We start from the raw sequence: 16,874 nt of genomic DNA, 5'->3' as shown, positions 1-16,874 counted from the left end.
ATAGAAAAAGCTTGTTGTTTTGGATTGACAAATCCTTATTTGTTTTGATCCAATGCGGATATTCTGTTCATTTCCTCTTCTGATAAGCCAAAATCAAAAAGTTCCATATTGCTTTTCAGTCTTGCGGGATTTATGGATTTTGGAATAACTGCGATGTTGCGCTGAATACACCACCTGAGCATGACTTGCGCTGTACTTTTACCGTTCCCTTCCGCAATTTCTGTCAGTACAGGATGATTCAACAACTGCTTGTTGCCATGTCCGAAGGGCCCCCAAGCTACATGCTGTATGTTGTGCTTAACCAGGTATTCATGGAGGATTGATCCCTGTTCCATTACCTTTTCCAGATGCTGCTGCTCAAAATTGGCCACGCTAATGGCTCTGATTTTTCCTTCATTATAAAAGCCCTCCAATACCTCCCAGCTGTAGAGATAGTTAGCTGCAGGCCAATGAATCAAATAAAGATCAATTCATTTTTAATTTTATAGACGCCAAGGCCAACCTTCGGCATGAAAACACCATTATTCAACACGTAATTTTCCATGTGGAATCCCCCTTTTTGCTCAGGTAGCTCACAGCTCAATGGAGTGTGTCGCCCCGGTAAATCGCACAGTGATCTGCACAATTTCAGAACGGCTGCCGATTCTGATTGGAGGGCCCCAAAAGCCGTAGCCGGATGAAACAATCGAATAGAAAGAATCCTTCTGCAGCAGCCCCCAATCATTCTCATACATCGCTTGTGTGATCAGATGAGCCGGGGCAATTTGACCGCGATGCGTGTGGCCTGACAGCATCAAATCAACACCGTTCTGCACAGCCTTGTCAAATTCATAAGGCTGATGATCCAGCAGTATAATCGGCTGGTCAGTGGATATTCCAGTCATCAGTTCCGCCAAGGAAGACCTGTCTTGTTCCGTCTTATCCTTACGACCGACAATGATCAATTCATCATTGACGACAACACTCTCATCATACAATACATCCATATTGCTTCGTTCAAGAGCCGCGATCAGTTGCTCCATATTTCCTTGGTACTTATCGTGATTACCTAACGAGGCATAAACGCCATAGGTAGACTTCACATTAGAAATAATTTTGTCGATTCCTTTATTCAAGTACGCATCCAAATCATCGTCAATGATGTCGCCCGGATACAGCACCAAATCGGGTTTCAATTCATTGATGATCTCCACCATGCGCTCAGCATGCTTACGGCCGGAAAGTAAGCCGAAATGCATATCTGAAGCCATGACAATATTCAGTTCCTTCAGATTACCCGCCGGTTTGTCAATATTTACTACATATTTACGCACAATTGGGTTGTAGGCATTAAACGAACCATAGAAAATAAGCGTAACAATCGCTATAAGAGCTACGGCACCCGTCCATTTTTGAATACGATGGTAGGGCAGACTTGTTAGCCCGATCAGCCACAGTGCCAAATGAACTACGGGTACAATAAGCAGCGAAATTGAAAAAAAGGCGAGCCAAAACCAACCCACGGCACTAAAAAACGGAGCACTCACAAAACGGCTCCAAATAAAAGAGCTGGACATAAACAAGAGAGCGACAATATAGAACCATTTGAACCTTGCTGATACCAGCGGCTTCATCCATTTCCAACTGCTCCATCCAATATAAAAGACGAGAAGCGAATATAGCAGCACTATTACAATTGCAATCAGAATAAACATCCTTATTTAAATCTCCTTTAATAGTTTGAATCATTATACAATATATTTACGGATATAGTTTATTCAGCAAGAAAATCGAGATCCTATAAAAGATTCAGTGAGCCTGCAAATCTAAAGCAAGCCGCCACTCAGGACTCGCTTTCCTGATCCGGACACAGTAACTGCAAAAACCGAAAAGCCAAAAAACAAGCGAGTTCCAAAGCATAACCTGGAGACTCGCTTGTTGGGTTACTTACGTCTGATCCCGTATTCGTCGATCTTTCTGTAAATGGTGGATTTGCCGATGTTCAGAAGCTTTGCCGCCAATACTGCATTTCCGTCACATGCTTGCAGCGCCTGCTTAATGCCCTCCCTTTCCATATCGCGGAAGCTTGTCATTCCGTGCCGTCTGGCCGCCGCACCGCCTTCACCCCGGCTTGCCCTCATGCCATACGGTAAATGAGATTCGTCGATAATTTCCGATTCGCTTACATAAAAGGCACGCTTGACGATATTTTGCAGCTCACGCGCGTTTCCTTTCCATTCTTGCTCCTGCAGCGCCTCCAGGAAGGAAGAGCTAAGCTTCTTCGGCAGTCCGGTACTTTCCCGGTTGCATGCGTACAAAAACGATTTGGCCAGCTCTGCAATATCCTCCTTACGTTCCCGTAAGGGCAGAAGCTGTATATTAATCACATTCAAGCGATAATATAAATCGCTCCGGTAGGAATGCAGTGCAACCTCCTCCTGCAGATCCCTGTTCGTCGCGGCGATGACCCTGACATCCAGGGTTCGTTCATGCCGTCCCCCGATTCTTCTGACCTTGTGATTGTCCAATACCCGCAGCAGCTTGGCCTGTATTTCCAAGGACAGCTCACCAATCTCGTCCAAAAAGAGAGTCCCTCCATCTGCAAGTTCAAATTTTCCCGGACTCCCTTCGCGCAGCGCACCCGTAAAAGAGCCCTTCTCATACCCGAACAGCTCGCTCTCTACCAGATCCTTGGGCAATGCAGCGCAATTGATCGCGATAAACGGACCGTTTGCGCGACTGCTAGCCTGATGAATCGATTGTGCGAACAGTTCCTTACCGGTTCCGCTCTCACCTTCAATCAGGACGGTACAGTCCGTTTTGGCGATTTTTTGAGCAAAGGCAATCGTTTCCAGCATTACCGGATGGCGCGTTACAATATCTCCAAAGCTGTAATTGGCTTTAAACCCGGCAATTTGATGGACTGCTTTGCGTACCTGCCCCGCTTCCCTGATCAGGATTGCGGCACCCAGAACCCGGTTGTTGAATTCATAAGGAAAAATATCGACCATGCAATCAATTCTGTGCTCTCCGGCCTTGATGGTGCAGTCCGGATAGTTCAGATGCTGCTTGCGGCTAAAAACCGCTTCCTCGATCTCCCCGGCATCCAGCATTTCCCGCACGTTCAACCGGTATATTTCATCCGCATCCAATCTGAATATTGAGGTCAATCGGCTATTTATTCTTTCAATGCGGTAATCCGTATCGATCAAAAGAAGTCCATCCATCATCGAATTGAACACTGTGTCCATCAGACCGTGCGTTTCCATGACATTAAGCTGCTCCTGGATACTGATGACGGCGGAGACCACAATCCCGAACGTATGAGTGTGAACATCCTCCGCTTTGCCCGATAAATCGAGGCAGCCTATAATGCTGCCCCTGCTGTCGCGGATCGGCGCCGCCGAGCAAGTCCACGGATGATGGGATGTACAGTAATGCTCTCCCCCGAGCACCTGAATGGGCCGGCCTGTCGCCAGCGCCGTTCCGACCGCGTTCGTGCCCACGCTTCGTTCATCCCACCGTGCCCCTTGAAAAAAATTAACCTTCGCGCATTCCGGCTCTATGTCCTCATTATGCACCGTTTCCAAAATAACGCCGTCCTGATCGGTTAATACAATGCCGTAGACTGTGCTTTTTATTATTTGAAACACACTGTCCATTACAGGCCGGGCCACGGCGATTAGTTGCTTCCGTTCGCTCAGGCGAACGAAGAGCTCTTCAGATGAGACCTGCTCCCCTCGGCCATGCAGGGGATCGACACCGGCTTCACGGCAGCGAATCCATGATTCGGCAATCTCCGTCCTTGTATCCGCTGTTAGAGTACCGTATTTCGTGAACTGCTCCCAATTTCGAATGGATTTTTCATAGCTGATCAGCAAGCGACATTCACTCCCCTGGCTCTGGCTTTTTTTCAGATCGCGCGCTGCCTGCGGTCCGCAGCGCTAGCTATATTCATGGACTCCCGGTATTTGGCAACGGTTCTGCGTGAGATGAAGACACCCTGTCGTTGCAGCAATTCAGCGATTTCCCGGTCACTTCTCGTTTTGCTTTTATTTTCACGATCAACAATATCACGAATCATCCGCTTCGCATCATTCCCTGACATCCCGGGGCATGTGTTCGGATTCAACGCGGGTGCAAAAAATCGCTTCAGCTCGTACGTCCCCCAATCACAGTGGACATATTTATGTCTCGTAGCCCGGCTTACAGTTGATTCGTGCAAGCCCAACCGATCGGCAATATCTTTCAGCACCATCGGCACCAAATATTTCGGACCTTTCTCGAAAAAAGCGCTCTGCCATTCCACAATCGCCGCTGTTGTGCGAAACAGGGTGCGGCGGCGCGCTGCGATGCAGCTCATGATCCATCTGGCCTGATCCTGCTGCCGATTCATGTATCGCTGGATATTCTCATCGATATTTCCTTCCAGCAAATGCAAATATGAAGACGAAATCGCCACTTCAGGACAAACGACGTCATTCAGCTTGATGTCAAACCCGTCATTCGCAGCGGTGACCAAGACGTCAGGCACAATGTATACGTTTTTTTGCCCGCTGCCAAACCTACTGCCCGGACGGGGATTTAACGAGCGGATCGTCTGGTATGCCTCAAGAATCACGCACTCGGAAACTCCTAAATGCTTGGAAATCGAGTCAAACCGTTTTTTACTGATTAGGTCGAGGTAACGTTGTATTATCTCTTTAAGTAAAGGTGTCATTTGACCCGTATGCTCCAGCTGCAGCAGGAGACACTCCCGTAAATCGGCCGCACCGATGCCAGCGGGTTCTAGGGATTGCACGATGCGCAGCGCACTTAGCACAATGACCAAATCCACTCCCAATGCTTCCGCCGCCTCTTGCGGGGATACCTCAAGGTATCCGTTGCCATCCAGGCTGCCGATCAAGTAACGTGCTATCTTGTATTCCCCATTGGGGAGAGACAGCAGATTCAATTGCCCGATCAAATAATCATGAAGGCTTTCTTCCTCGGGAGCAGTCAGCCTCCCTTCGTCTGGAAAAGACATACCGGGATTGACCTTATCCCTGCGGTTAAGCCGATCCGCGAATGTGGTCACTTCGATTAGCGGATTATCGGCCACCAGCCCCAAGATATATTCCTCCAGCTCCTGTGTGCCCATCCGCAATATTTGCACCGACAGTCTCATTTGCGGGGCAAGTGACGCAGCCTGCTTCATTTCCATAGAGGTTTTCATACGCTCACCTGATTGTCATGAAATTATGAATACGCTTACATTTTGTTGCTTTAATTATAAATCGGCTGCACCAATAAAAAGACTGAATAAGATGAACAAAATATGAAACATTCATCTTATTCAGGCTGAATTAATGAAGCTGCCGGCGAACCGGCTTCCATCGTTCTCTATCCGTGCAGGTGAATTGCCCGATGATGAGCCGCGTGAGCTGCTTCGAGAAGCGACTCGGCCACTGTGGGATGGGCATGGATGGTCGTCGCGATTTCATCCAGGGTCGCTTCAAGTCGAATGGCCAGCGCTCCTTCCGCAATAAGATCCGTTGCTCTGGGTCCGGCGATATGAAGGCCGAGGATTTCATCCGTTCTGGCGTCGACGACAAACTTGACCAGCCCGTTCGTCTCGCCCATAATCATTGATTTCGCGTTGACTTGAAGAGGAAACACTCCTGTTCTCACTTCAAATCCCTTCTCCCTCGCCAGCCTCTCCGTCATCCCTACCGAAGCAAGCTCCGGCCTCGTATAAACACAAGACGGTATCGTCCGAAAGTCGATGTCTGAAGAAGATTCAGCCAAGATCGCTTCCGCAGCAATCATTCCCTCGGCTGAGGCGACATGCGCCAGCATAATACCGCCTGTGCAATCGCCGATCGCATAAATGTGGCTGGCGCTCGTCTGCATACGCGAATTAACCTTGATTCCGTGTCTGTCAGCATTTACTCCGATGCACTCCAGCCCCAATCCGTCGGTAACCGGCCTTCTTCCCGTCGCGATCAGCACCTTATCGGCCTCGATCATCCGGCTAACACCCGACGATGTCGTGCTTACTTTCAATCCGCTCTCTGTGCGTTCAATTCTCTCCACTTGCGTACTCGTAAGGATTTGTATACCCTCTTTGGCAAACTGCTTCATCAGACAGCCTACCGTATCCTGATCCATGGTCGTGATCAGTTCAGGCAGCATTTCGACGATCGTCACTCGGCAGCCGAGACTGCTGTACACGCTGGCGAATTCGCAACCGATCACCCCACCGCCGATGATGCACAGGCTCTCCGGCACCTCGGGCAGCGCCAGCGCTTCATCGCTGGATATCACCCCATCCAGATCCGCACCGGGAATCGGAACTCGCGCCGGCTCGGAGCCGGAGGCGATAATAGCATAGTCAAAATTCACCGTTTGCCTGCTTCCATCCGCCGCAGTCACCTTCAGCTCATGTTCACCAATAAAGGTGCCGCTGCCCATCACTTTGGCGATTTTGTTTTTCTTCAGAAGGGCGTCGATTCCCCCGGCGTTCAGTTTGATAATTTTATCCTTTCTCTTTTGCAGCTGCGGCCAATTGAACGAAATATCCGCAGCCTCCAGCCCGAGCTCTTGGCCATCCTGCTTGAGCTGCGCGTATAGCTCCGATGTATGAAGCAGCACTTTAGTCGGAATACAGCCGACATTCAGACAGGTTCCTCCGAGCGCCTTTCGCTCGATCAGCGTCACATCCGCCCCAAGCTGCGCCGCCCGGATCGCCGCCACGTATCCGCCGGGTCCTCCGCCTAATACTACAATTTTCATATTTTCTACCCCCTTATAGTAGAAGAAGCGCAGGTTTTTCAATGTACTTTTTCAACTTTTGCATAAAAGCGGCTGCTACAGCGCCATCCACCGCTCTATGATCAGCAGTGAGGCTCAAATTCATCAGCGGCTTCACGGTCACTTGGCCGTTTGCTGCTACCGGCGTCTCGATAATTGCATTTACGCCCAATATCGCAACTTCCGGCTGATTGATGATCGGAGTGAATGATTCCATCCCGTACATTCCCAGGTTGGTAATCGTGAATGTGCCTCCCGACATATCGCTCGGGGCAAGCCCGTTATTTCTCGCTTTGGCAACCAGCTCCTGCACTTCCTCCGACACTTCGCGCAGCCCTTTGCGGTCGGCATGCCTGACAACCGGAACGACTAAACCTTCATCCAGCCCGACAGCAACTCCGATGTTGACATAATTTCTCAACACTAATTCGTCGTTCTCTATGGAGCAGTTTAACAATGGATATTCAATCAGCACCTTCGCTGCGATTTTTACTAGCAGATCGGTGTAGGTTACTTTATAAATATCTTTCAATTGCTCCCGCAGCAGCGCCAAATTCGTCGTATCCACCTTCATATTGTAGGTCACCGTCGGCGAAATCCGCTGGCTTTCCAGCATCCGTCTCGCGATCACTTTCCTCATCGCGTTCATCGGCACCCTGCGCGCCTCATCGGCCGTGCCGTTAGCAACTTCAGCCGGATGAGCGTTTGCATAATACGACTGCACATCCGTCTTCATAATTCTCCCGTCTTTTTGGATGCCGGAGATATCCACGCCCAAAGCAGCGGCAGTCTTCACGGCGGTTGGTGACGCCTTCGTTTTCTTATCCCCCTTTGTATCTGCTGCTTGCTGTACATCCGCCTCTATAATCCGTCCTCCCGGGCCTGTTCCTTGGACTAGCGCCAAATCGACTGCTAAATGACCGGCTGTTTTTTTGGCGAGAGGCGATGCTATGATTCGGCCATCCACTTTCCCAGCTTCGTCCGAGATGACAGGCGTGTCAGCAGGCTCTGTCGCTTCAGGAAGGACCTCCTCGTCGGTTCCGCCCTGAACATTACCGCCTTCGCCGGACAGCAAAGCGCTGATATCCTCATCCTGCGAGCCGATGATCGCTACCGGACGAAACACCTCGATTTCACCTTCCTGAACGAGGATTTTTCTGAGCATTCCGCTTACTTTGGCCTCTATTTCATTGGACAATTTGTCGGTCTCCACATCGAACAGAATGTCCCCTTGCTCAATGTGCTCTCCCTCGGCTTTCCGCCAATTGGATATAGTTCCTTCTGTCATGGTCAGCCCCAGCTTGGGCATCACGATAAATTCGGCCATTTTACGTACCTCCATGTTTGAGCTGTTCTATTAAATGAACCTTATTTTTTCAAGCCCATGCCCTTGATCCCATTGACGATATCTGCAACATTCGGGAGCACCGCCGCTTCCAGATTAGTAGCGTAAGGAACAGGCGTGTTCAGCGCGCCTATCCTTACCACAGGAGCATCAAGCTCATCGAATAGTTCCTCTGAAATCATAGCGGAAAGCTCCCCGCCGTAGCCGCCACGCTTCACCTCTTCCGTAACGACGACCGCACGGTGCGTCTTGGCGACGGTAGCACGGATGGCTTCCTTATCGAGTGGATACAGCGATCTCAAGTCGATCACCTCGGCCTCGATTCCCTCCTGCGCAAGCTGTTCCGCAGCCGTCAACGCATCGTGAACCTGCTTACCGTAGGTGATGATCGAGACATCGCTGCCTTCCCGTTTAACTTTTGCCAGACCGAACGGAATCGGAGCAACATGATCCGGCACTTCACTCTTGCGCGAATACAGCGCCTTGCTCTCCAGATAGCAAACCGGGTTATCGTCCTCAATAGCCGTCAGCATCAAGCCCCAGGCATCCTCCGCATTGGATGGAAACACCACCTTCAGGCCGGGAATATGAGTTACCCAGGCTTCAAGCGATTGGGAATGCTGTGCGCCCGCGTTCATTCCGCCCCCTGTCGGCAGACGCAGAACCATCGGAACAGAGATTTTGCCGCCAAACATATATCTCATCTTGGCCGCCTGATTGACCAGACCGTCCATCCCGAACGTCAAAAAATCCATAAACATAAGCTCAGGGACAGGTCGCAGCCCAGTTGCAGCTGCCCCGACCGATGCGCCGACAATAATGCCTTCTGATATCGGGGTGTCGCGAACCCGCTGCTCGCCGAATTCCTCCCACAGTCCTTTAGTCACGCCAAAGGTACCACCGTAAGGCCCCACATCTTCCCCCAGAAGCACGACGTTTGGATCTTCCTGCATCTTAATGCGGAGTGCCTCACGGATTCCTTCGCCATAAGTCATTTTTCTCATCGTACGCGCGCCTCCTCAACCAAATCCGAGTATATATTCAGAACCGATGTTCCAATCTCCGGAACCTGACTGCCGGATGCAAAATCAAGCGCCTCACGAATTTCAGCTTCCACTTCCGAGCATATTTCGCTTATTCGCTTCTCATCGGCTATTTTTTTATCCAGCATGTACCGCTCCAGTCTCGGAATGGGGTCTTTCTTGAGCCATTCCTCGACCTCTTCCTCCGGTCTGTATGCTGCCGTGTCCCCTTCAAAATGGCCGCGGTGCCGGTAGGTTTTAAATTCCAGCAAGCTCGGTCCCCCGCCGGCTCTCGCCCGTTCGATCGCCGTATTCACATGCTCATATACTGCAAACACGTCATTACCGTCCGCGGTTAATGAAGGAATGCCGTAGCCCGCCGCTCGCAGGGAGATGTCCTTGATCGCCTGATGTCTTTCCTGGCTGACCGAGATGCCGTACAAATTGTTCTCACAGACGAATATAACCGGCAGCTTCCATACGCTGGCCAAATTCATCGCTTCATGAAATGAACTGATATTTGTGGAAGCGTCACCAAAAAAGCAGACGCTAACCTGATCCGTCCCTCTGTATTGCGCGCTCCAGCCTGCACCAACCGCGATATTGTGACCAGCCCCGACGATGCCGTTCGCTCCAAGAATACCGAGTTCCGCATCCGCAATATGCATCGAGCCGCCTTTGCCCTTACAGTATCCGCTCTCTTTACCGAACAGCTCCGCCATCATCAGCTTCAAATTACCGCCTTTGGCCACGATATGACCGTGACCGCGGTGCGTACTAGTTATAAAGTCATCGTCCCTTAAATTCGCGCAGGCGCCTACGGCTACTGCTTCCTCGCCGATATACAAATGCACAAACCCAGGGATCTTGCCTTCGGCAAAAAACGTCGCCGCCGTTTCTTCAAACTTGCGGATACGCTGCATTTTTTTATACATCTCTAGAACAAGCTCTTTTGGAATACTCAAAGCCTTCCCACTCAAAACAATCCCCTCCCGGTCGCTTTCGTTTGGATTTATCCCGCTTGGTCGTATCGGGTTTGCTAAATCAGGTATGCTCTGTCAGGCTTGACACCCATCACTCCTTCCCCCTGATCCGCTTTTCCCCTACAAACAAGCGCTCACCCTTATAACAAGCAAAATCCGTGCCAACTTTGTTCAGCGTACGGAAAACTTATTTTTACGACAGCTGCAGGAACTTGAGGGCCTCAACAATTAATCAGGACATTGAAAAATTCCCAAAATGGGAATTTAAACGTGAGAATCGTCCCGTTTTGGGAATTTTAACGATGCTGGCTTAACGCATGTCTGACAGTCCTCTGCCAATTGAGCGTTAGTTAGAGTGAATTATTATCCTGAAATGATTACCCGAATTGACCGCAACAAATTTCATAGTTACTTTGTCGGTATGTGTCGTATAATGAGGATTGCCCTTTTTAGATTTACATAAAATACCAAGGAGGACACCTACTGATGATGTGGAAGGACAAGTATACGCTCGGCGTGGATTTGATCGACAAGCAGCACATGGAATTGTTTGAGCGGGTGGAGAGCTTTTTGATCGTGCTTCGCTCCAAAGAACCATGGGAGCTTAAGGTCGAGAAGGTGAAAGAGACGCTGGAATTTATGAAGGAATACGTGGTGAAGCATTTTCACGACGAAGAGTGCTATCAGAGAAAGGTAGGTTACCCCGATTGTAATCGGCATTGCGAGATTCACGCTGAATTCACCGCCGAGGTTCAGGAATTCGTGAAATTGTTCGAGGAACAGGGCTATGAGGAACCTCTCGTGCAAAAATTCGCAGGCAAGCTGGTCGCCTGGCTGATCAACCATGTGGCTGCCACCGATCAAAAGATTGCCGACTATATCCATCGGCTGGAGGTGGAAGCATGACGGACTTTTCCCATCCTTTTTTTAAAGCAACCCAGGAGGTGTTTCGGCTGATGCTTGATCTGGACATTCAGGAAACGACGCCGGAGCAGCTGTCAGAGCTGAAAAATAAAGCCGTCAACGTCAGCATTGGCATCGTCGGCGATTTAGAGGGCAAAATTGATTACTGCTTTCCTGAAAGCATGACTCTGGAGATCGTCCGCATCCTCTCCGGAATGGAAATGAACGAGCTGGATGATTTCGTCGCCTCCGCCATCTCCGAGGTCGTCAACATCATCAGCGGCAATGCAATGACCGGTCTGTTCGAGCACCAGGTACAATGCGATATCCAGCCTCCTTCAATTGAGATTGCCGATACCTGCTCCGGTCGGAACCAATCTGATAAGATGCTCACGCTTGAAACCAGCATCGGCCAGCTCCTCGTCGACATTCAGCTTGTTAAAAAGGTTGCATAGTATAATTGCGACGCTCATACGAGAGATGTACAGAAGTATCCTAGTGATACACTGATTACCGGGAAGCCCTCGTCTTTGATGTAGGGTTTCTTTTTTTAGTATTTCTGCAGCTTAAAAAGAAGGCTCTGTTACAGGTAAATGTTGATCTTAGATACGTGCCGAATTCCTGATATAATCATCATAGGAACAGATTTGTGTTCTCGTGGCCAACCGGTAAAACTTGGAGGTAAAAGTGATGGAAAAAGAGTTAGATGAAGCGATTGATTTACGAAGGAACGGAAATTACAAAAAATCTAACGAAATACTTATAAAGTTGGTACAGAAGTTCCCTGATAATGCATCCATTAACTATCAATGTGCCTGGAGCTTCGACTTATTAGGAGAAGAAGCGAAAGCAGTAATGTTTTACGAAAACGCAATCCAATTAGGGTTGTTTTCAGAGGAGTTAGAAGGAGCACTAATAGGATTAGGAAGTACATATAGAACATTAGGAGAATATGAAAAGTCAAAACTGATATTTCAAAAGGGGATTGAAAAATTTCCAAATAACAGAGCAATTCAAACGTTTTATTCAATGACATTGTATAATTTGAACGAACATAGTAAAGCAATGGAGTTGTTACTAAAATGTCTTATAGAAACGACAAAAGACACAAATATTATGAGTTATAAAAAAGCAATTGATTTCTATTCGGATAAATTAGATGAAATTTGGGAGTAATTTTGTGAAATTGTTTTAACAAATAATAAGAGTAACCCCAAGATTTAACAGATCCAAAAAAGAAAAGGGCTCGCAAATCACTGCAAAAGCGATTCACGAGCTTCATACCTTTTCCCCTGATTCATGATCGGTTCACTGCAGCGGAATGGAAACGTACTGGCCGTATCCCGTTCCCGTTCTCAAATATTCGGGATTCTTATCCTTCGATTCAATATAAAACCGCATAATCTGAAATGCAACATCGAGTTGTCCCCGGTTCTTTTCCGTTCTCAACGTGCGAACATCCGGAGGTAGCAGCTCCGGACAGCCGCTCGTACACAAGACAGTCAGCTCAAGCTCCAGCCCTCGCGAGGCGTTAGCCACGAACACGCCGACAAACTCGTTCAGTACTGCGCCGCTCTCCCCTTGATGCCGCGCCAGAAAGTCGGGCAAGCGATCCGCGTTGTCGGCCGTTAGCACGAAGACCGATTCCGGGTCGAGCTGTGCAGCGTCGACGATTGCCTTCATCATACTCTCGTTTGTGAATGTGTCCAGCACAAGGAAGCGCCGTCCGTCTCTGCCGACCGACCGTTCCTTCCATAACGCGAACGCCTGTCGGTAATCGATCACGACCTTGTGAAACAGCGGATCGTCGATATAGCTGTCCAATAGCACGATCGGCACTCCGATGTTGAAGTGGATGGAAATGTCCCGAAATGCTTCCTTCTTCACGTCAGCCAGCAGCACCCCGTCCACTTCCCGCTGCTGCACGATGTCGGGACTTGGCCGCTCTGCGTCCATGCCAAGGACTAGCAGGTGGTAGCCCGCCTGCTCGCAGAGCGCTTCCGTTCGTTCGGCCAGCATGCCGTAATACAGCTTCTTCCAGATTCCGTCCCGTTCGCTGCGGTTGAATAGCAGCGCCAACATACCGGACTTCCCCTTGACGAGAGAACGTGCCGTCAGGCTCGGAATATAATTCAGCTTTTTGGCGGTGTCCAGCACCCGGCAGCGCGTCTCGTCCGTTATTTTCTGGTTATCCACTTTGTTCAAAATATAGCTGACCGTCGCCACCGAAACATTCGCTTCGCGGGCGATGTCCTTCATCGTCACTTTTTTCACATCCAACACCTCATAAATTCGCTGCTCTCGACCGGATTAACCCTTGGAAGCTCCCGCCGTCAATCCCCCGACCATATAACGCTGCAAATAGAGAAACAGCACCGTAATCGGAATTGCCACGAGCACTGCACCTGCCGAAAACAGTGTAAAATTACTGCTCTGGTAGGATGATACCATATCCCACAAGCCGACCGCCACTGTCCATTGCTCCTTGGAGCGCAGAATCAGTCTCGCGAAGATGAAATCGACCCACGCGCCGACGAAATTCGTTAACGCTAAATACGTCAGCATCGGTCGTGCCAGCGGCAAATTGATCGACACGAACACCCGAAAATGGCTAGCGCCGTCGATGCGGGCCGATTCGTCAATGCTCCGCGGAATTGTGTCCAGAAAGCCTTTGGACACAAACGTACCGAAGATCGGAGCCCCTGCGGAGTAGACGAGAATAAGGGCAAGATGCGTGTCCAATAGCTTCAACTGGAGCAGCAAAATATAAATGGCAATCATGCTCATGAAGCCGGGAAACATGCTGAGCGACAACAGCACTGACATGGACGCGCGCCTGCCATAGAAGCGAAACCGCGAAAAGACGTACGCCACTAGCGTCGTCAGGAAGGTCCCGAGAATCATGCTGACGACTGATATTTTCAACGTATTCCAGTACCATCTCGTAAAGAGTAGCGACCGGGAATCGAACAGCTCGCGGTAATGCGCCAGCGTGCTCGCCTTCGGCAACGGGGTAGGGCTGTACAGCGAGCTGCCCTCGCGAAATGAAGACAGTACGACCCACAGGACGGGGTACAGCGTACCGATCGACAGAATGACGAGAATGGCGTAGCAAATAACGTTCGTCCAGCTTCTCTTGCTCTTGTAGCCACCGTTCATTGAATCATGTCCTCCTCTCTGAAAGATCTGGATCGGCGATAGCTGCCGACAGACAAGCCGGCGACGATGATGAATATTATGATTCCGATCGCTGAAGCCGTGTTAAAATTGTTGGTCTCCAGCGTCAGCTTGTACAGCCAGGTGACCAGCAAATCTGTGCTGCCCGCATATTGATAGTCCGGCTGGACTGGATTACCGTTCGTCATCAGGTAGATGACGTTAAAGTTGTTGAAATTGCCTGCGAACTGAATGATCAGAATCGGTGCGGTGGAGAACAGAATCATCGGCAGCGTGATGAACCGGAACTGCCTCATTCGTGACGCCCCGTCCACTTCGGCCGCCTCATACAATTCCTTCGGAATCGTCGACAGCACGCCAATCATCAGAACCATCGTCAGCGGCATGCCGATCCACATGTTCACGGTGATGACCGTCGCTTTCGCCCACAGCGGATCGGTCAGCCACGGCAGCTTGCCCAGGCCAAAGTAGGACAAGTACTGGTTGACTGGACCGAATTGACCATTGAATAAATTTCGCATAACGAGCAGAGAAATAATTTGCGGAATCGCATAGGGCAGAATCAGAATAGTTCGCCACACTGTTTTCAGCCGGATGCCCCGTTTTTGAATCAGCAACGCGACGAAGATGCCGCCAAAATACGTTGTAACCGTGGACAGAACTGCCCATACGATCGTCCAGCCGAGGATGCCGTAGAACGTATTGCTCCACGTTTTGAGTTGAAGAAGATCGACGAACGACTGGAAGCCTGCCCAATCCACCAGCTTGGCCGGCGGAATATGATCTGGAGCGGAATAGTTCGTAAAGGCCAGCAATATCATGAATATGATTGGCATAACCGTAAAAACCAAAATTCCGATCCCCGGAAGGATGAGCATCAAGTAAGCGAATTTATGATCCAGCAGCGCGCGGACATCCTGACGGAAAGTGCGGGGAACCAGACCGGACGCTCTCATCCGCTCCACATGCTGCGCATCTTTGACGTTCAGCCAATAGATGAAGACGTAGACGGCAGCCAGCAGCAGAACGATCAGCCCTTCGATCATCAGGTAGATGGAATGGTCTCCGGGGATGTGCCGATATATTTTTCCAACCAGCTCTATGCGGGAGCTCTCTTCCCCTAGCGTAACCAGCCCTTTGAGCGCTCCCGGCACATATCGGATGGCGTAGAGCAACCCGGCGGCATGAGCCGCGAGGAACACTATCCCTTTCTTGAATTGCCGGTTGTATAATTGGCCCAATCCCATACAGAGCAGCGAGAGTAGAGAGGCGGTTTGCGTATAACGTTTCATGACCCACAATTCCTTTCTTTGTCAATTAGGGAACGCTTCACCCGCTGGATGCCGGGGGGCAGCGCTCCCTCCCCTGGTGCAGAGCGGCCGTGGATTACAGCCCGCCTCCGGAAGAACCGCCGGATATCGAATCCTTGATCTGGCCTACGGCATGGTCCAGCGCGGTCTTCGCGTCCGTGCCGTTGTTCCAGACATCCGCCATCGCGGCGGCAATCGGAATCCAGACGGAACTCATCTGTTGAATAGACGGCATCGGTTGGGAATGCTCGAACTGCTTCGTAATGGCGCTAACGAATTCATCCTTCTGCACATTCGGGTCCGTCATCAGTTCCGAATGGGAAGGCGCCGCACCGGTCAATTGGAAGTTGAGCAGCTGCGCTTCCTTATCAGACGCGAAATGGGCAAAAAGCTTAGCCGCGTTCGGATATTTCGTGTACGCATTGACATACAACGATTTCACCCCAAAGAAAGAGACGGCGGGCTTCCCGTTAATTGATGGAAGCGGAGCGGCGCCGAATCGGTCTTTCTGCTCTCTCAATTCGTGGATAAGCCAGGGACCGTCAATATTCATCGCAAGCTGGCCGCCCAGAAACAGACCCTTCTTGACGTCGTAAGTCACGTCGCCAGTACGCATTGGCAGCAGTTTGTCTTTCAGTGTGCCGTAGTACGCGACACCTTTTACCGCTCCTTCGTTGTTAAGGCCAATGTCATTGAAGTTGACCCCGTTGTTGCCGAATACATATCCACCATCGGATGCGATGAACATATAGTTGAAATAAAAGTTTTCGATTTCCCACATTAACGCAAACTGTGACTTTCCAGGATCGTTGAACCCTTTGGCGAATTCCACCACTTCCTCAAAGGAGGCAGGCGGCTCCGGCACGAGCTGCTTGTTGTAGAACAAGACGTTGGATTCCAGGGAAAGCGGATAGCCGTACATGATATTACCGTACGTGACGGCTTGGATAACGTTGTCCTTATTCGTTTTTCTCGTATCCTCCTGCCAAGCGTCGTTGGGCAGCACCAGTCCCGCGGAGACCGCTTTGCCTAGTTGATCGTGCGTAAACGTAACCAGATCGGCCCCAATCTGGGCCGGACCGTCCGTAGTCAGCTTGCCCAGCGTATCGCTGGCTCCGACTTCCTGGATCATGACCGGAACACCGTATTTTTCAGTAAACTGTTTAGAAATCTCATTTATAAACGGAAGCTCTTCTTTGCTCGCCCATACCAGCAGCTCGGCTCCAGGCTCCTGTAATACCTCGCTGTCAGTGCTGTTTTCCGTCTGGATAGCAGTACCGGCGGGCTCCGTTTTATCGTTGCTGCAGGCAACAATAGCGAGTAGTGCTGCGAGTGCAACAACAAGACTCATCATTTTTTTCAT

Annotated in this window: 15 protein-coding genes; 3 read left to right on the top strand and 12 right to left on the bottom strand. The window is 50.1% G+C overall.

What is annotated here, in order from left to right; translation table 11 throughout:
* Nucleotides 1-35 precede the first annotated feature (35 nt).
* The 8 genes from BLS49_RS13645 to BLS49_RS13610 all read right to left on the bottom strand — a co-directional run bounded on the left by BLS49_RS13645 (nucleotide 36) and on the right by BLS49_RS13610 (nucleotide 10,073).
* Entirely contained in the window at nucleotides 36-413 is a 378-nt protein-coding gene (locus BLS49_RS13645; RefSeq protein WP_245742390.1) for an aldo/keto reductase, read from the bottom strand.
* A 159-nt stretch (nucleotides 414-572) separates the two neighbouring features.
* The gene (locus BLS49_RS13640) at nucleotides 573-1,694 is read right to left on the bottom strand and encodes a metallophosphoesterase (RefSeq protein WP_091231290.1); all 1,122 of its coding nucleotides are present in this window, start codon (nucleotides 1,692-1,694) and stop codon (nucleotides 573-575) included.
* A 228-nt stretch (nucleotides 1,695-1,922) separates the two neighbouring features.
* Nucleotides 1,923-3,860: a sigma-54-dependent Fis family transcriptional regulator gene (locus BLS49_RS13635; protein ID WP_091231287.1), complete on the bottom strand. Its 1,938-nt coding sequence runs from the start codon at nucleotides 3,858-3,860 to the stop codon at nucleotides 1,923-1,925.
* A 32-nt stretch (nucleotides 3,861-3,892) separates the two neighbouring features.
* Nucleotides 3,893-5,194, bottom strand: coding sequence for an RNA polymerase factor sigma-54 (gene rpoN / locus BLS49_RS13630; protein WP_091231285.1), 1,302 nt, complete (start codon nucleotides 5,192-5,194; stop codon nucleotides 3,893-3,895).
* Between the two features lie 167 nt (nucleotides 5,195-5,361).
* Nucleotides 5,362-6,753 carry a dihydrolipoyl dehydrogenase gene (lpdA, locus tag BLS49_RS13625; protein WP_091231282.1) on the bottom strand — a complete coding sequence of 464 codons (1,392 nt, stop codon included), beginning with the start codon at nucleotides 6,751-6,753 and terminating at the stop codon, nucleotides 5,362-5,364.
* Between the two features lie 13 nt (nucleotides 6,754-6,766).
* On the bottom strand, nucleotides 6,767-8,098 hold the full coding sequence (locus BLS49_RS13620) for a dihydrolipoamide acetyltransferase family protein (RefSeq protein WP_091231279.1): 1,332 nt from the start codon (nucleotides 8,096-8,098) through the stop codon (nucleotides 6,767-6,769).
* A gap of 41 nt (nucleotides 8,099-8,139) precedes the next feature.
* Nucleotides 8,140-9,120 (bottom strand): alpha-ketoacid dehydrogenase subunit beta, encoded by a 981-nt coding sequence (locus BLS49_RS13615; protein WP_091231276.1) that lies wholly within the window; start codon nucleotides 9,118-9,120, stop codon nucleotides 8,140-8,142.
* A complete protein-coding gene (locus tag BLS49_RS13610) occupies nucleotides 9,117-10,073 on the bottom strand; it encodes a thiamine pyrophosphate-dependent dehydrogenase E1 component subunit alpha (RefSeq protein ID WP_091231489.1) in 957 nt (318 codons plus the stop codon). Before BLS49_RS13610 ends, BLS49_RS13615 begins: the two co-directional genes overlap by 4 nt.
* Nucleotides 10,074-10,607: 534 nt before the next feature.
* On the opposite strand from BLS49_RS13610, the gene BLS49_RS13605 reads away from it, so the two are divergent.
* The 3 genes from BLS49_RS13605 to BLS49_RS13595 all read left to right on the top strand — a co-directional run bounded on the left by BLS49_RS13605 (nucleotide 10,608) and on the right by BLS49_RS13595 (nucleotide 12,200).
* On the top strand, nucleotides 10,608-11,027 hold the full coding sequence (locus BLS49_RS13605) for a bacteriohemerythrin (RefSeq protein WP_091231273.1): 420 nt from the start codon (nucleotides 10,608-10,610) through the stop codon (nucleotides 11,025-11,027).
* Nucleotides 11,024-11,479 (top strand): chemotaxis protein CheX, encoded by a 456-nt coding sequence (locus BLS49_RS13600; protein ID WP_091231269.1) that lies wholly within the window; start codon nucleotides 11,024-11,026, stop codon nucleotides 11,477-11,479. Before BLS49_RS13605 ends, BLS49_RS13600 begins: the two co-directional genes overlap by 4 nt.
* A gap of 235 nt (nucleotides 11,480-11,714) precedes the next feature.
* On the top strand, nucleotides 11,715-12,200 hold the full coding sequence (locus BLS49_RS13595) for a tetratricopeptide repeat protein (RefSeq protein ID WP_091231267.1): 486 nt from the start codon (nucleotides 11,715-11,717) through the stop codon (nucleotides 12,198-12,200).
* A 132-nt stretch (nucleotides 12,201-12,332) separates the two neighbouring features.
* Here the strand turns inward: BLS49_RS13595 and BLS49_RS13590 are convergent, their stop codons facing one another.
* From BLS49_RS13590 to BLS49_RS13575, 4 genes are all read right to left on the bottom strand, one after another.
* Nucleotides 12,333-13,298, bottom strand: a complete 966-nt coding sequence (locus BLS49_RS13590) for a LacI family DNA-binding transcriptional regulator (protein ID WP_091231264.1) — start codon at nucleotides 13,296-13,298, stop codon at nucleotides 12,333-12,335.
* A 36-nt stretch (nucleotides 13,299-13,334) separates the two neighbouring features.
* Entirely contained in the window at nucleotides 13,335-14,183 is an 849-nt protein-coding gene (locus BLS49_RS13585; RefSeq protein ID WP_091231261.1) for a sugar ABC transporter permease, read from the bottom strand.
* The gene (locus tag BLS49_RS13580; protein WP_091231259.1) at nucleotides 14,180-15,493 is read right to left on the bottom strand and encodes a carbohydrate ABC transporter permease; all 1,314 of its coding nucleotides are present in this window, start codon (nucleotides 15,491-15,493) and stop codon (nucleotides 14,180-14,182) included. The genes BLS49_RS13585 and BLS49_RS13580 overlap by 4 nt, the downstream gene beginning before the upstream one ends.
* 94 nt (nucleotides 15,494-15,587) lie before the next feature.
* Nucleotides 15,588-16,874 carry a sugar ABC transporter substrate-binding protein gene (locus tag BLS49_RS13575; RefSeq protein ID WP_091231257.1) on the bottom strand — a complete coding sequence of 429 codons (1,287 nt, stop codon included), beginning with the start codon at nucleotides 16,872-16,874 and terminating at the stop codon, nucleotides 15,588-15,590.

Origin of the sequence: Fontibacillus panacisegetis, assembly GCF_900102215.1 — a bacterium.
Classification (GTDB): domain Bacteria; phylum Bacillota; class Bacilli; order Paenibacillales; family Paenibacillaceae; genus Fontibacillus; species Fontibacillus panacisegetis.
This window is presented reverse-complemented; position numbering and strand designations above follow the sequence as displayed.

Excerpts from the sequence above, each read along its gene's own strand:
- BLS49_RS13640 (WP_091231290.1), bottom strand. The coding sequence starts at position 1,694 with ATGTTTATTCTGATTGCAATTGTAATAGTGCTGCTATATTCGCTTCTC.
- rpoN (WP_091231285.1), bottom strand. The coding sequence starts at position 5,194 with ATGAAAACCTCTATGGAAATGAAGCAGGCTGCGTCACTTGCCCCGCAA.
- lpdA (WP_091231282.1), bottom strand. The coding sequence starts at position 6,753 with ATGAAAATTGTAGTATTAGGCGGAGGACCCGGCGGATACGTGGCGGCG.
- BLS49_RS13620 (WP_091231279.1), bottom strand. The coding sequence starts at position 8,098 with ATGGCCGAATTTATCGTGATGCCCAAGCTGGGGCTGACCATGACAGAA.
- BLS49_RS13615 (WP_091231276.1), bottom strand. The coding sequence starts at position 9,120 with ATGAGAAAAATGACTTATGGCGAAGGAATCCGTGAGGCACTCCGCATT.
- BLS49_RS13610 (WP_091231489.1), bottom strand. The coding sequence starts at position 10,073 with ATGTATAAAAAAATGCAGCGTATCCGCAAGTTTGAAGAAACGGCGGCG.
- BLS49_RS13605 (WP_091231273.1), top strand. The coding sequence starts at position 10,608 with ATGATGTGGAAGGACAAGTATACGCTCGGCGTGGATTTGATCGACAAG.
- BLS49_RS13600 (WP_091231269.1), top strand. The coding sequence starts at position 11,024 with ATGACGGACTTTTCCCATCCTTTTTTTAAAGCAACCCAGGAGGTGTTT.
- BLS49_RS13595 (WP_091231267.1), top strand. The coding sequence starts at position 11,715 with ATGGAAAAAGAGTTAGATGAAGCGATTGATTTACGAAGGAACGGAAAT.
- BLS49_RS13585 (WP_091231261.1), bottom strand. The coding sequence starts at position 14,183 with ATGAACGGTGGCTACAAGAGCAAGAGAAGCTGGACGAACGTTATTTGC.
- BLS49_RS13580 (WP_091231259.1), bottom strand. The coding sequence starts at position 15,493 with ATGAAACGTTATACGCAAACCGCCTCTCTACTCTCGCTGCTCTGTATG.
- BLS49_RS13575 (WP_091231257.1), bottom strand. The coding sequence starts at position 16,874 with ATGAAAAAAATGATGAGTCTTGTTGTTGCACTCGCAGCACTACTCGCT.